This is a genomic window from Cupriavidus sp. (assembly GCF_057315035.1).
The window spans coordinates 1-13060 of the sequence record NZ_DBHKYV010000025.1 but is presented as its reverse complement, the minus strand read 5'-3'; the positions used below and the strand labels follow the sequence as shown (position 1 = coordinate 13060).

Genomic DNA, 13060 nt, shown 5'->3' with positions numbered 1-13060 from the left:
ATCAATGGGATACGGTTTTCTGGGCGTGGAATTCGCGCATGACGCTGTCACGCGCACGGGCGAACTCCGGCGACGCGCGGTCACGTGGGTGTGGCAGGTCTACGGGAACGATGCGGTGGATGCGGCCCGGTCGCGGTTCCATCACGACGACCCGGTCACCCAGGAACACCGCTTCCTCGACATCGTGCGTGACGAGGATCATGGTGATGCCCTCGGCCTGCCAGATACGTTGCAGTTCCTGCTGCAGATGGGCGCGAGTCAGTGCATCGAGCGCGCCGAACGGTTCGTCGAGCAGCAGGATTTCCGGGCGTGTTACCAATGCGCGCGCAATGGCCACGCGCTGGGACATGCCACCGGACAGTTGATAGGGATAGGCGCCCTCAAAGCCTTCCAGGCCGACCAGTGCGATGTGCGACTGCACGGTGCGGAATTTGTCGCCTTCGCTGAGCGGGCTGTTGATCAGTGCCAGGGCGATGTTTTGCGATACGGTCAGCCACGGAAACAGCCGGTGTTCCTGAAACACGATGCCGCGTTGCAGGCTGGTGCCGACCACGCGCTGCCCATCGAGGCGGATCTCGCCACGATATTCGTCTTCCAGGCCCACCACCAGACGCAGCAGCGTGGATTTGCCGCAACCGCTGGCACCTACGATGCTGACGAATTCACCGGGGGCGATGGACAGCGACACGTCCTCCAGGACTGGCAAGGTCTTGCCCTTGACGTCGTAGTGCTTGTGCAGGTGCGTGATATTGAGTGTGCCGGCGTGGGGCATGACGACTCCGATTGATAGGGGTTATGCAGCCGCAACCGAGCGGCCGCGCCAGCGCAGCAGGTAGGCTTCGATGCGGGCGGCAATCCAGTTCAGCGTAAAGCCGACCATGCCGACCACGATCACGCCGAAGAGCACCAGGTCCATCCAGAAATTCTCGCGGCCATCGGTCATCGTGTTGCCGATACCCTTGCCCGCCACGAGCAGGTACTCGGCGCCCAGCGTGGCCAGCCACGCGTAGATCAGCGCCAGATGAATGCCCGCGAAGATGGAAGGCGAAGCAGCCGGAAGCACCACGCGCCTTAAGGTCTGCCAGCGCGAGAAGCGCAGCACGCGCGCGACTTCGAGCAGGTCCGCCGGTACCGCTCGGATACCTTCGAACGTGTTCAGTACCACCGGGAAGAACGCGGCGAGCGAGAGGAACACCACCTTGGCCGCATCGCCGAGCCCGAACCAGACCGAGATCAGCGGAATCCATGCGAACAGCGAGATCTGCTTGACGGTATGAAAGGTCGGCCCCACGAGCTTCTCGAACAGGCGCGAGAGCCCCAGCGCCGCGCCGAACATCAGGCCGGCGATCGACCCGATCGTGAAGCCTGCCAGGTCCCGCCACAGGCTTGCCTGCAGCGCGACGAACAGCTTGCCTGTGGCGACCTGGTCAACGGCAGTGGCCCAGACCTTCGAGACCGGTACCAGTAGCGGAGAAGTGGACCAGCCGAATGCCACGGCAGCCCACCATAGTGCGAGCAACGTCAAAGGCAGTATCCAGCCGCGCAGTACCCGGGGGATTGCAGGCGTTGCGGGAGTCGTCATGGTGGAGTCTCCTCAGAAGCCAGGCTTGCGCCAGCGCAGCACGGCCTGTTCGGCAATGGCCAGAACCTTGTCCAGCGTGAAGCCCACCACGCCAACCACGATCACCGCGGCGATCACCATGTCCAGCTGGAACAGCTGGCGTCCGTAGACGATCATGTAGCCAAGCCCTTCCGATGACGCCAGCAGTTCCACTACCACCAGCGCCAGCCAGGCGTGGGTCAGTCCGTAGCGAACGCCGTTCCATATCGGCGCCGCAGCGGCGGGCACCACCACCCGCGAGAGTGTCTGCCAGCGCGTCAGCCTGAGCACACGGGCCACTTCCAGATAGCGCGCCGGTACGTTCTCGATGCCCTTGCAAGTGTTGATCGCGATCGGTACCAGCGCGGCCTTCGCGATCAGGATGATCTTGAGCGCCTCGTCGATGCCGACCAGCAGCATCAGCAACGGCAACCAGCCGAGCACCGGCACCTGGCTGAACGCCTTGAACGTCGGATAGACGTAGTCGCGAAAGCGCGGCGACAGACCCATGGCGGCGCCCAGTGCCAATCCGCCGGACAGCCCCACCGCGAAGCCACCGAGTACGCGCAAAGCGCTGACCTGCAGGTTGGACCACAGCTCTCCGCTGCGATACAACTCGTCGAGTGTTTGCAGCACGGCGTCGGGTGCCGGCAGAACCTGTGGCGGGACCCACTCGTAGCGTGCGGCAAGGTACCAGAGCGCCAGCAGGGCCAGTGGCACGGGCCACGCCAGCAACGTGTTGCCGAGCCAACGTGCAAGCACGTGGCGCTCCGCTGTCGCTGAGGTTGGCGCCGCAACTGCGGTGACAGCGGTGGTCGGGGCTTCTAGCGCTATCGGATTGGCGGCCATCGTCAGGCTCCCAGGATCTTGCCGTTCGGTTGATAGATCGGCCAGTAACTCTGCAGGCTCAGGTCGTTCAGCGCGGCCTTCAGATAGCGCTGGTCGATCCACTGGTCCACGTCGAACCGTGCGCGGCTCAGGCGGAAGCGGTAGGCCTGCTCGCTGGCGTCCTTGTAGCGCGAGACCAGGAACGGATCGAAGTTCGGATTCAGGCGCACGCGCAGTGGTTCGCCATCGAAGTCCTCCTTCCAGTGTTCGTATGGCGTGCCGGCTCGCGCCCACGTGCGTAGTACCTCTTCACGATGCGTTTCGTCCGAGGCCCAGCGCGCAGCTTCGACGGCGGTCTTGACGAACTGCTGGGTGGCTTCCGGATAGCGGTTGCTGAAGTCCTCGGTTACCAGTACATGACTCTGCCGCGTGTAGATTGGCGACTGGTTCTTGCTGCTGAAGAGGATGCGTACCGCACCCTTGTCGCGCAGGCGCAAGATATCCATGGCGCCGATGGCCGCATCGATATCGCGTGTGCTGAGCGCCGCCAGGTAGCCGGCAGTGTCCAGGTTCAGCAGGCGCAGGTCCTTGTCGGTCAGGCCGTTGGCCTCCAGCAGCCGCAGCGCCGGCAGATGCATGTTGGTGCCCTTGAACAGCGATACCCGCTTGCCGCGCAGATCGGCTACCGACTTCAGTGGCGAATCGGGTGGCACACCGATATAGATGTTGGCGCGCACGCCGGTGGCCAGTACCAGCTTTGTCTTCAGGCCGGCCGCGCGCGCAACGATCGACGGCAGGTCACCCTGCAGCGCGAAGTCGAGTTGCCGGTTGGTCAAGGCCTCGTTGACCGCCGGCCCGGCACCCTTGAAGAAGAACCACTCCACACGTGTGCCGGCCGGTTTGAATGCTTCCTCGACCCAGCCCTTGGCATGCGCGATCGACAGCGAGCTTCCGGCGAAGGTCGGCGGGGTACCGGTAGCCGGTTGGGCCACGCCGATGCGGATCACATCGGGGCGCGCGCTGGCCGATGCGCCGAAGGTTGAAAACAGGGCAGCGGCGCCGAGGCCTTGGCGCGCAGCGCGGATCATGGCGGTGCGGCGCGCGGGATTGTGGGGCACGGTCATCGGGGCGCGTGTCGTAGTGAAGGGAGGTCCAACGATACGCGCGGGCACGGTGCGGTCAGAACGAAGGATTCTGGTGTTTGTTATCGGATGAGGTGGCATATCGGCATGCGGATTTCTTCGTTCGCATGCGCCGCTTGCGTGACTAAGCTCGAAGCGCCGCGTTGACGTACGGGAGATGCCGTCCTAGGCTAGGTAGGCTCGCACGCCACTTCGGCGCCAAGGAGGCTCCACCATGAACCTGCGGCCAGATCCGACGTTTCATGCCTCGCCACGGCTGGCGATGGAAGCGCCGGTGGAAACCTACGCCTACACATTGCTGCTACGCCCCGATGGCACACAGCCCGATGCGCTCGCGGTCATCGACGTCGACCCAAACTCGCCGCGCTACGGCAACGTGGTGCATACCGTGCCGATGACGGAAAAGGGCGACGAACTGCATCACTTCGGCTGGAACGCGTGTTCGTCGGCCCTGTCGCCGCTGACCGGCCACGCATTCCTGGAGCGACGTTTCCTGATCATTCCGGGCATGCGCAGCTCGCGTATCTATATCGTCGACACCAAGCCGCATCCGACGCAGGCAGCGATGCACAAGGTGATCGAGCCAGAAGAGATTTTCCGCAAGACCGGTTACTCGCGGCCGCATACCGTGCACTGCGGGCCCGAAGGTATCTACATCAGTACCCTTGGCGGGGGTGGTGCCGATGGCACCGAAGGTGCGCCCGGCATCTTCATCATGGATTGCGAGACCTTCGAGGTACTGGGCCGCTGGGAAATCGAGCGCGGCGCGCAGGAAAAGCACTACGACTTCTGGTGGAACCTGCCACGCGACTACATGGTGTCCAGCGAATGGGCGCTGCCGCCGCAGTTCGAGAACGGGCTGGTGCCCGAAGACCTGCTCGGCAACCGCTACGGACACCGGCTGCATTTCTGGGACCTGCGCGCGCGGCGCAATGTGCAGACGCTGGATCTTGGCGCACAGCACCAGATGGCGCTCGAAGTGCGGCCGGCACATGATCCGGTGCGTGAGTATGGCTTTGTCGGTGTGGTTGTCGATACCACGAACCTTGAGGGATCGATCTGGACCTGGTGGCGCGAAGGCGGCCAGTTCCATATCGAGAAGACGGCCACGATCCCGGCCGAACCCGCGGCGAAGGACGACCTGCCGCCGCTGCTGCAGGGCTTTGGCGCGGTACCGCCGCTGGTGACCGATATCGATCTGTCGATGGACGACCGCTTTCTCTATGTATCGTGCTGGGGGACGGGTGAGATGCGCCAGTACGATGTCAGCGATCCGCGCAAGCCGAAGCTTTCTGGCTCGGTCCATTTGGGTGGTATCGCGCGGCGTACGCCGCATCCGGATGGCACTGCATTCGCCGGTGGTCCGCAAATGGTGGAGATCAGCCGCGATGGCCGTCGCGTCTACTGGACCAACTCGCTCTATTCGACCTGGGATAACCAGTTCTACCCCGATGGTGTGCCCGGCATGCAGGTCATGGCGAACGCCGGTGCCGATGGCGGCCTGACGCTGGCCAAAGACTTTCGCGTGACTTTCCCGGACGGCTACCGTGCGCACCAGATTCGCCTCGAAGGTGGCGACTGCTCGACGGATTCGTTCTGCTATCCGTCGGTGAACGCTTGACACCAGCCTGGGAGCAGGGAGGCCTCTGGGCGGCAGTGCTGGCGAGCGGCCTGTACCATGGCCTTAACCCGGCGATGGGGTGGCCGCTGGCGGTTTCCAGCGGCATGCTCGTGCGCAGCCAGCCTGCCATGTTCACCGCGCTCGGCTATCTTGGGATTGGTCATGCGCTGGCGATATTGGCCGTGACCTTGCCGTTCGGCGTGCTGGCGTCATTGGTCGCCTGGGAAACGCAGATCCGCTTTGGCGCGTGTGTGCTGGTGATTGCGTACGGTCTGCTGCTGCTCGCGCGGCGCCGTCACCCACGCACGTTGTCACGCATCCCGCCATCGCGACTCGCACTGTGGTCGTTTGCAATCGCGATTGCACATGGTGCCGGTCTGATGCTGGTGCCGATCTACCTTGGCCTGTGCAAGCAGTCGGACGCCGGGCATCTTGCGGCTGGTGCGCTGGCCTTTGGCAATGTGGGCATGGCCCTGCTCGTGGCGGCGGTACATACGGCGGCCATGCTGATGGCCGGCGGCACGCTGTCCTGGCTGACGTGGCGCTACCTTGGACCGCGCTTCGTGGGGCGCAGCTGGTTCAATCTGGACGCGGTGTGGGCGCTGAGTCTGGTGCTGGTGGGAGGGGCCGCGCTAACGCTGCTGGTGGCAGAGTAGTTGCGAGTTTTTGGCTCCCCTCTCCCGCTGCGCGGGAGAGGGGAGCACATCATCAGTATTTCAAGCTGTTGTTCCCTGCTGCGCCCACAGATCTTCTACTGCCCGCATGGCCAGCAGGTAGCCATTGGCGCCTGCCCCGCAAATCACTGCCGTGGCGGCCACCGAAATTGTCGAATGCCGGTACTCCTCCGAGCGTCGGTGAATATTGCTGATATGAACTTCGACCACTGGTCTGCGGATCAGCTTGACTGCATCGAGTACCGGAATTCGTCCGAACGAGAAGCCGGCAGGATTGATGATCAGCGCCGCATCCTGGAAGTACGCCTCCTGAATCCATTCGATGAGTTCGCTTTCGCTGTTGGTCTGCCGGAACACACAATCGAACTTGAGGGATTCGGCCATGGCCAGGCAGTTCTGCTCGATATCCTTGAGCGTGGTGCTGCCATAGATATGGGGTTCCCTGACGCCCAGCATGTTCAGGTTGGAGCCATTGAGGATGTAGAGTTTTCGATTCATGCTTAGTGCGCGTGGCTGGTTTCCAGCGCCGTTCCCCGGGTTTCGCGGGAAATGGCGATCATGATGAAAGAGAGCAGGTTCAGCGAGCCACAGACCGCGACGATGGCCCACGGCGATCCATGGAACGTTTCGAGCAAGGCCACGGCGATGATCGGCATCGGGCCCCCGGTCAGCAGGTTGGCGCCTGAGTACGACAGTGCCGAGCCCGTGTAGCGCGCCTCGGTGGGGAACGACTCCGCGAACCACACCGGCTGAATGCCGCTCTGGAACTGCGTGAATCCCAGGAAGGCGCCCATGATGGCCATGGTCATGCCGATCGAATGCTGGTTCAGGATCGGAAAATAGATCAGGCAGCAGACCAGCGTGCAGAACGACCCGATCAGCAGGGCGCGCTTGCGTCCGATCCGATCGCTGAGATACCCACCCGCCAGTGCGCCGACAATGGCGCATGCATTGGCGACCATCAGGAACATGAAGCCGGTCTGCTTGGGCACGCCGAGGTTGCGGGTCAGGTAGCTGAGCGAGAACACCACGATCAGGTAGAACAGCGCAGCGGGGCCGCAGAAGAACAGCGTCAGTCGCAGCGCGGTTTTCCAGTGATACTTGAAGACGATGCCTAGCGGATTGCCGGTGCGCACTGGTTGGCCGCTTTTCTTGAGCGCCTGGAATGCCGGAGTCTCGCTGACCTTCATGCGGATATAGATACCCAGGATCACGAGCACGAAGCTTGCGAGAAACGGAATCCGCCAGCCGAACGACTCGAAGTCTTCGGGCGACAGTGCCGCCGCGAGTGCGAACAAGGTCAGGTTGGCCAGGATCTGGCTCAACGGCGAGCAGATGCCGAGGAACCCCGAGAACAGGCCGCGGCGATCGGGGGCAGCGTGCTCGACCGCCATCAACTGGGCACCCGTGGATTCGCCGCCCAATGCGAAACCCTGGACGATGCGCAGGCTGACCAGCAGGATCGGGGCAAGAATGCCCACTTGCTGGTAGGTCGGCAGCAGCCCCATCAGGAATGACGACACACCCATTACCGACACCGTAATCAGCATCAGGTTGCGGCGACCCCAGCGGTCGCCAAGGATGCCGCAGATGATTGCGCCCAGTGGTCGCGCCGCGAGGCCGGCCCAGAAGCTTGCCAGTGAGGCGAGCAACGACGCGGTAGGGTCCAGCGACGGGAAAAACAGCTTCGGAAAAATCGTGGCTGCCACCACGCCGTAGAGCGCGAAGTCAAACCATTCGAGCGCGGTGCCGATGGTCGCGCCGGCCACCGCGCGCTTCGCCATCGACGCCTGCTGGCCAGCTTCCTCACCGGCCGCGATATTCGAGTCAGCTAGTACTGACATGTTGTCTCCCCTGTTATGAGTATCTTGTCTGCATTGCTACGCGTTGCGTGCACTGCTATTGTTTGCGCGGCAGGGGTGCCGCGTTCCATACCGGAACTCTATTTCGTATCATGAAAAATGTCACTGAAAGCCGGACTGAGGATTCTTGATTTCCTGGCCTCGCAGGGTGAGGGCGTAGGGCTGGTAGCGATCGCGGACGCGCTGGACCTGCCGCGCAGCACGTGCCATCGCGTGTTGGCCGAGCTTGTCGAGGGCGGCTATGTGCGCCAACTGGTGGAACATAGCCGCTATATCCTGACGATGCGCATGACATCGAATGGACTGGAGTTCCTGAGCCTGACCGGTATCGCCGATATTGCGCAGCCCATCATCGAACGCATCGCGGTGCAGACCGGTGAGTTGGCACGCCTGTCATTGGTCGATGGCGAGGCCATCATCTGGGTAGCGAAGGCCGACGGACAGCGCACCGGATTTCGCTATGACCCGGATATGGGCGTTGCCGCACGGCTATCCTGCACGTCAACGGGTCACGCGTGGCTGATGACGATGTCCGACGAAGACGCGGTGGCGCTGGTAATGAAACAGGGTTTCGGACAGCCCAATGAGTTCGGACCCAACGCTCCCACCACCTTGAAAGCGCTGCTGGGCTTCCTGCATGCGGCGCGAGTACGCGGCTATGCGATGATCGACGAGGTGTTTGCCGCGCGCATGGCGGCCGTGGCGGTCCCGGTGATTCGTGGCTCCCGCTGCGTTGGCGTCATCAGTCTGGCAGGACCCAGGACGCGCCTGACCGCCGCCCGGATCCACGAACACTCGGCACTACTGATCGAAGCGGCCAACGAACTGGCAAAGCTAAGCAATATGGCCGGGTTTCTGTCCCGGCCACCGCTTGGAAAGGGCTGAGGGAAGGGGAACGGGCTTACAGCGGAGCGGGCTGCTTCGCGGGTGCGGGTGCGGGTGCCGCCGGTGCCTTGTCATGGGCGCCGTAGGCAAAGTACTTGGCCTTGGCGCCGATGCCCCAGTACGCCACGGTAAATTGTTTGCCATCGCGCGCGTAGAGCAGTTCGAGGCTGCCGTTCGACGCGGCCCACTCGGCGTAGCCGTTCTGGGCGCCGGGCTCGGTCTTGCGCTTCGACGCATAGTGGGCGTCGAGCTTCTGGCTGACTTCGTCAAGCGCCGAGCGCTCGAAGGTCAGCGTGACGAGCGCAACATTGTCCTGGTTATCGCAATTGACAATCGCGCGGGTCAGCCCGGGCAGGTTGAAGCGGTCCAGGTTGCGGATTTCGATTGCGTCACCGCCGGCCCATTGCGCGGTGCCGGCCTTCTCGCGGTTCGGCCCCGGTGTCAACTTCGCACACTTGGTCTTGCCGAGTTCCAGGCCCAGCGGTGCCGCCGCATTGCCCGACGACTGGGCGTTGGCAGCGGACGCGCACAGCGCGGCGGCAAACAGTAAAGCCTTCTTCATTGAAAGTAATCCTCCAGACGATCTCCGCAGGATTCTACGGCTTTCCGGGCCGGCAACTTGAGCAATGCACTGAGCAACGCGCGTACTGCTCAGGAATGGAAGCGGAACAGGCCGTGCCAGAACGACTCGAATGCATTGGACTGGCTCTTGTGTGGAGTCTCGGGTTCAGGCTCCTCGACCTCCTGCGCAGTCGCGTTGCGGGACTGATGCAGGGCCCAGACGCTGTCCGCGATGCGGGCCGCGAGTTCGGCCTCGCAGTCGTGGCCCAGCAGCACGCCGAACACTACGTCGCGGTTGTGGCCCGCATCGGCAAACCGCATTGCCAATGAAACCATCTGCTCGTAATGCTCCTGCGCGGCGCGCATTGCCTGTTCCTGGGCTTCGCGTTCCTGCGCTTCCTGCGCCGCATGCTCGGCTTGCCAGCGTTGCATTTCGCGCTCGAAAACGTCGTCGTAGATTTGCCGCTGCTCGGTATCGGAAAGAATCGCGTAGGCAGCCCGCACTTCCTGGAATACCGCGTGAGCCTCGGACTCCCGGCCAGGGTTGCGATCTGGATGCCACTTCATCGCCGCCCGGCGGTAGGCGCGCTTGATATCGTCCAGCGTGGCGTCCGCTTGCACGCCAAGGGTTGCATAGAGCGTGGTCATGGGGGCTGGTCTGGAATACTGGAAAACCCCGATCCTAGCACGGCCAACCTCAACTTCCGCGGTTGCTGTCGAGCCCCAGGAAGCGAAAAGCCGGCGCTGGCTTGAAACTCTTCGATACCTCGCCATTGAAGGTATTGCGCTGCGATTTTCCCAGGTCCAGACGCTTCACCGGTGCCCCGGTAGCGAAGTCCAGCTGCTTCAGGTCGACCCAGAAAGTATTGGGTGTCAGCGCCGACTCGAAGAAGTACAGCAGACGCTTGTGGTCCACCACGGTGCGCCAGCGCGTGGACGAGATATTCGGTTCATTGGGGGTGTTGATGCCGTAGGGCACCGACGTATTGCGGATCACGCTGAAAACGCTTGCCAGTGCCACCACGGGGTCTTCGCTCTTTGGAATGGCATTCACATAGAACGATGCGCGCGCAAAGCGGTCGGATGCGCGGTTGGTGCCGGGCAGGAACGTGGTGCCCCCGATCTGCGTCCAGTACTGGTTGAGCGCGAGCTGTTCGTCGAACGTGGGCGAATTGGTCATCACCTGGTACTTGCGGTCATGGTGAATGACCTGCTTGCCATGGATGTACTCGACGATCGCGCTGTCGCCGGATGCATCCGACATCGAAAGGTGCAGCGTGGTCAGGCGCTGTTCTCCGGGCACATTGTCGGAGACGATCGTGAACGGTTCCTTCTCGAGCGCGGCCACGGCCTCGGCGACTGTTGCGAAGTTGTCGAGCACGTACTGCGCCCATGCGGCGATGCTCAGGCCTGGGCGCGAATTCTTGCCGAACTGGGGGTACTGCGATTCCGCGAGCCAGAGCAGCTGTGTTGCCAGGCCTTTCTCGTTCATGCCGTCGGTAGTGGAGACATCGTAGCCGGTGGCCACGAGGCTGCCGTATTTCGCGGTCCATTTGATGGAATTGGGACCCGTCTCGCCGGTGCGCGCAATGCCGCGCGGCAATATATAGAGATTGGTGTCGATGTCGTTCTTCCAGTCCATCGACCTGGCCGTGATCACATCGTTATTGGCGCCCAGATAGACCACGCGGGTGCAGGCCAGGGCAGGGGTGGCAGCCAGGATGGCGGCCGCAATGACACACGGATAAACCAGACGACGAGGGTGGCGCATTTCGACTCCTCATTGCGGATGGCTGGACATCTTGCATGTGGCAAGTGACGGCCATGTTATCCGAACGAGACGTGATTGCCCAAGCCCTTTGCGATCAACCGGCTTGCGTTCAACCGGCCTGATCGAGGATGGCCGCGTCCATCATTGCCAGTGTCAGGCCCAGCACCAGGGCGATCGCGGAGGCGATAAACCAGCGCACGGTCTTGCGGTACTCGGCAACAGCTTCGTCTTCGATGCGCAGTGCGCGAAACAGCGCGAGGATCTGCAGTACCACGGCAAGCACCAGGCATAGCGCCGCCAGCACGGAACCGGCGTGCCAGTGGCCCGGGCTTTCGAAACCCCAGAAGCGCCAGAACGCCAGGGAAAAACCCAGCAAAACGGTGATGGCCGTGATGATGCCTTGCCGGTAGCCAGCCGGCACCCCTGGCGGGGGTGGTGTAGGTGGCGCAGCGGGTGCCTGGTCGGGTGTCGGCATCCGCGGGCTCAGCGGCCAGGTACCGGCATTTGCACGACGGCGAGCGTAGCGATATTGCCGCCGATCACATGGCTGCGATGGCCTTTGCCATGGGTGTCCTCAAGCAGCAGCGCGCTGCCCGGCACCAATGAGCGACGGTTGCCGTCGGATGCCTCGAACTCCATCTCTCCATCGAGCATGAAGATCCACATCCGCATCGGTGTCGGATGCAGTTCGCCGACCCATCCAGTTGGTAATACCAGGAAGCCTTGTCGCACCGCCTCGTCCATGCGCGACACACGAAACGCCGGCGCTGGCGGCGCAAAATTTCGCTCGGTCATCTCGAAGGACAATGCGCCGAAGTGTGACTCGCCGTCCTCGTCGGCATAGATGCGTCCGAATGCCAACGTGGAATGACTGACAGGGTGTTCCGTGGATACGGCCATGACATGCCTCCGCCGCGGGTTGCAATCGCTTCAGTCTAGTTGGCCTGCCGCATCACGCAAATGAAAGGCCGTGCCGCTCAACCGTGCACGCGCCGCGCAACGGCCCGCTCGAACCAGTCGTCGAGCATGGCCTTTTCATAGCGCAGCGGGTCGCTGTAGCCATACAGGTTCACGCCCCAGTTGAAATTCATGTTGTTGATACGCTCCTGCTCGCTGGCGATGGTCTGGTCACCATGCCTGAGCGCGTAGCGCAGCGTCATGCGTGGCCAGGTGGCATCGCGGATCACGCGCACCTCGCCCCGATAGCGCCAGTCGACATAGCCGGCCAGGTCGACGTCGAGGATTTCGATCGACAGCGAATAACCGGGCGGCAATTCGCGAGCGGCCAGCTTTTGCAGGTGCTGGCGGATCGCATCGAGCACATGGGGATCGCTGCCATACCCGTACGATTTCGACGCGTCGGTATAGGTTTCGGGATGAACGAAGGTAATGGTCAACGCGCTCGACGGCGGCTCGGCAGCGATGGCCGAACCGAGCGTGGCGAGCATGGCCACCATAAAGGCGGGAAAGCGGGACATGGCGGCCCCCTTCAGGAGAATGCAGCCTTTATGAGCTTAGTACATCGCGCGGTTATTATTGGTCGGCTACGAATCTGGAGATGCGATATGACGAACGCACAGCAATACCTGCGCGAAGCGATCCGCCTGGCGCAGGCAAACATGAAGAGCGGGGGCCGCCCGTTCGGGGCAGTGATCGTCAAGGACGGCGAAGTCGTGGCGACCGCGGTCAATGAAATCCACAAGACCAATGACCCAACCTCGCATGCCGAACTCAATGCGATTCGCGCCGCAAGCCAGAAGCCGGGTAGTTCGGGCCTTGCCGGCAGTGCGGTCTATGCCAGCGGTCATCCATGTCCGATGTGCATGGCGGCGATGCGGCTGGCTGGCGTGGCCGAAGTCACGTACGCCTATTCGAACGACGACGGTGAACCGTTTGGCTTGTCGACAGCGGCGATCTACGCCGACCTGGCCAAGCCGTTTGCTGACCAGTCGATGAAGATCGAGTACATGCCTGTCCGATTGGAAGGCGATGCGGATCTGTATGAGGAATGGAAAAACCGGCAGAACGCCAAAAGCTGAGGGGGGTGCTCCCCTCTCCCGCGTGTATGGACCGGGGACATAGGTGACAGGTGTGCGAGGACATGGTTGACACTTCC

16 protein-coding genes are annotated in these 13060 nt (G+C 62.7%); 4 read left to right on the top strand and 12 right to left on the bottom strand.

The window, feature by feature from the left end; all coding sequences use genetic code 11:
• Nucleotide 1: 1 nt before the first annotated feature.
• The 4 genes from ACO550_RS25115 to ACO550_RS25100 are packed head-to-tail and all read right to left on the bottom strand — an operon-like array spanning nucleotide 2 to nucleotide 3552.
• A complete protein-coding gene (locus ACO550_RS25115) occupies nucleotides 2–772 on the bottom strand; it encodes an ABC transporter ATP-binding protein (RefSeq protein ID WP_315598306.1) in 771 nt (256 codons plus the stop codon).
• Between the two features lie 21 nt (nucleotides 773–793).
• Nucleotides 794–1582 carry an ABC transporter permease subunit gene (locus ACO550_RS25110; protein WP_315598307.1) on the bottom strand — a complete coding sequence of 263 codons (789 nt, stop codon included), beginning with the start codon at nucleotides 1580–1582 and terminating at the stop codon, nucleotides 794–796.
• A 12-nt stretch (nucleotides 1583–1594) separates the two neighbouring features.
• On the bottom strand, nucleotides 1595–2449 hold the full coding sequence (locus ACO550_RS25105) for an ABC transporter permease subunit (protein ID WP_315598308.1): 855 nt from the start codon (nucleotides 2447–2449) through the stop codon (nucleotides 1595–1597).
• A gap of 2 nt (nucleotides 2450–2451) precedes the next feature.
• Nucleotides 2452–3552 (bottom strand): ABC transporter substrate-binding protein, encoded by a 1101-nt coding sequence (locus ACO550_RS25100; protein ID WP_485994993.1) that lies wholly within the window; start codon nucleotides 3550–3552, stop codon nucleotides 2452–2454.
• Between the two features lie 232 nt (nucleotides 3553–3784).
• Here ACO550_RS25100 and ACO550_RS25095 point away from each other — a divergent pair, with 232 nt between their 5' ends.
• Nucleotides 3785–5191 (top strand): selenium-binding protein SBP56-related protein, encoded by a 1407-nt coding sequence (locus ACO550_RS25095; RefSeq protein ID WP_315598309.1) that lies wholly within the window; start codon nucleotides 3785–3787, stop codon nucleotides 5189–5191.
• A complete protein-coding gene (locus ACO550_RS25090) occupies nucleotides 5188–5847 on the top strand; it encodes a hypothetical protein (protein WP_315598310.1) in 660 nt (219 codons plus the stop codon). Before ACO550_RS25095 ends, ACO550_RS25090 begins: the two co-directional genes overlap by 4 nt.
• Nucleotides 5848–5907: 60 nt before the next feature.
• On the opposite strand, the gene ACO550_RS25085 is transcribed toward ACO550_RS25090, so the two are convergent.
• Nucleotides 5908–6363 (bottom strand): type II 3-dehydroquinate dehydratase, encoded by a 456-nt coding sequence (locus ACO550_RS25085; protein WP_315598311.1) that lies wholly within the window; start codon nucleotides 6361–6363, stop codon nucleotides 5908–5910.
• Between the two features lie 2 nt (nucleotides 6364–6365).
• On the bottom strand, nucleotides 6366–7709 hold the full coding sequence (locus ACO550_RS25080) for an MFS transporter (protein WP_315598312.1): 1344 nt from the start codon (nucleotides 7707–7709) through the stop codon (nucleotides 6366–6368).
• A 117-nt stretch (nucleotides 7710–7826) separates the two neighbouring features.
• Between ACO550_RS25080 and ACO550_RS25075 the strand changes: the two genes are divergently transcribed.
• Nucleotides 7827–8612 carry an IclR family transcriptional regulator gene (locus ACO550_RS25075; RefSeq protein WP_315598313.1) on the top strand — a complete coding sequence of 262 codons (786 nt, stop codon included), beginning with the start codon at nucleotides 7827–7829 and terminating at the stop codon, nucleotides 8610–8612.
• 16 nt (nucleotides 8613–8628) lie between these two features.
• Here the strand turns inward: ACO550_RS25075 and ACO550_RS25070 are convergent, their stop codons facing one another.
• From ACO550_RS25070 to ACO550_RS25045, 6 genes are all read right to left on the bottom strand, one after another.
• Nucleotides 8629–9174: a hypothetical protein gene (locus tag ACO550_RS25070; RefSeq protein ID WP_315598314.1), complete on the bottom strand. Its 546-nt coding sequence runs from the start codon at nucleotides 9172–9174 to the stop codon at nucleotides 8629–8631.
• Nucleotides 9175–9263: 89 nt separating this feature from the next.
• Nucleotides 9264–9821, bottom strand: coding sequence for a J domain-containing protein (locus ACO550_RS25065; protein WP_315598315.1), 558 nt, complete (start codon nucleotides 9819–9821; stop codon nucleotides 9264–9266).
• Between the two features lie 49 nt (nucleotides 9822–9870).
• The gene (locus ACO550_RS25060) at nucleotides 9871–10944 is read right to left on the bottom strand and encodes a linear amide C-N hydrolase (RefSeq protein WP_315598316.1); all 1074 of its coding nucleotides are present in this window, start codon (nucleotides 10942–10944) and stop codon (nucleotides 9871–9873) included.
• A 109-nt stretch (nucleotides 10945–11053) separates the two neighbouring features.
• Entirely contained in the window at nucleotides 11054–11419 is a 366-nt protein-coding gene (locus ACO550_RS25055) for a hypothetical protein (RefSeq protein WP_315598317.1), read from the bottom strand.
• Nucleotides 11420–11427: 8 nt separating this feature from the next.
• The gene (locus ACO550_RS25050) at nucleotides 11428–11844 is read right to left on the bottom strand and encodes a cupin domain-containing protein (protein WP_315598318.1); all 417 of its coding nucleotides are present in this window, start codon (nucleotides 11842–11844) and stop codon (nucleotides 11428–11430) included.
• Between the two features lie 77 nt (nucleotides 11845–11921).
• Nucleotides 11922–12422, bottom strand: coding sequence for a DUF3016 domain-containing protein (locus ACO550_RS25045; RefSeq protein WP_315598319.1), 501 nt, complete (start codon nucleotides 12420–12422; stop codon nucleotides 11922–11924).
• A gap of 87 nt (nucleotides 12423–12509) precedes the next feature.
• On the opposite strand from ACO550_RS25045, the gene ACO550_RS25040 reads away from it, so the two are divergent.
• On the top strand, nucleotides 12510–12983 hold the full coding sequence (locus ACO550_RS25040; protein ID WP_315598320.1) for a deaminase: 474 nt from the start codon (nucleotides 12510–12512) through the stop codon (nucleotides 12981–12983).
• Nucleotides 12984–13060: the final 77 nt, after the last annotated feature.

Bases quoted from the DNA above. Each gene is read 5' to 3' on its own strand.
- ACO550_RS25115 (WP_315598306.1), bottom strand. From the start codon at position 772: ATGCCCCACGCCGGCACACTCAATATCACGCACCTGCACAAGCACTAC.
- ACO550_RS25110 (WP_315598307.1), bottom strand. From the start codon at position 1,582: ATGACGACTCCCGCAACGCCTGCAATCCCCCGGGTACTGCGCGGCTGG.
- ACO550_RS25105 (WP_315598308.1), bottom strand. From the start codon at position 2,449: ATGGCCGCCAATCCGATAGCGCTAGAAGCCCCGACCACCGCTGTCACC.
- ACO550_RS25100 (WP_485994993.1), bottom strand. From the start codon at position 3,552: ATGACCGTGCCCCACAATCCCGCGCGCCGCACCGCCATGATCCGCGCT.
- ACO550_RS25095 (WP_315598309.1), top strand. From the start codon at position 3,785: ATGAACCTGCGGCCAGATCCGACGTTTCATGCCTCGCCACGGCTGGCG.
- ACO550_RS25085 (WP_315598311.1), bottom strand. From the start codon at position 6,363: ATGAATCGAAAACTCTACATCCTCAATGGCTCCAACCTGAACATGCTG.
- ACO550_RS25080 (WP_315598312.1), bottom strand. From the start codon at position 7,709: ATGTCAGTACTAGCTGACTCGAATATCGCGGCCGGTGAGGAAGCTGGC.
- ACO550_RS25075 (WP_315598313.1), top strand. From the start codon at position 7,827: ATGTCACTGAAAGCCGGACTGAGGATTCTTGATTTCCTGGCCTCGCAG.
- ACO550_RS25070 (WP_315598314.1), bottom strand. From the start codon at position 9,174: ATGAAGAAGGCTTTACTGTTTGCCGCCGCGCTGTGCGCGTCCGCTGCC.
- ACO550_RS25065 (WP_315598315.1), bottom strand. From the start codon at position 9,821: ATGACCACGCTCTATGCAACCCTTGGCGTGCAAGCGGACGCCACGCTG.
- ACO550_RS25060 (WP_315598316.1), bottom strand. From the start codon at position 10,944: ATGCGCCACCCTCGTCGTCTGGTTTATCCGTGTGTCATTGCGGCCGCC.
- ACO550_RS25055 (WP_315598317.1), bottom strand. From the start codon at position 11,419: ATGCCGACACCCGACCAGGCACCCGCTGCGCCACCTACACCACCCCCG.
- ACO550_RS25050 (WP_315598318.1), bottom strand. From the start codon at position 11,844: ATGGCCGTATCCACGGAACACCCTGTCAGTCATTCCACGTTGGCATTC.
- ACO550_RS25045 (WP_315598319.1), bottom strand. From the start codon at position 12,422: ATGTCCCGCTTTCCCGCCTTTATGGTGGCCATGCTCGCCACGCTCGGT.
- ACO550_RS25040 (WP_315598320.1), top strand. From the start codon at position 12,510: ATGACGAACGCACAGCAATACCTGCGCGAAGCGATCCGCCTGGCGCAG.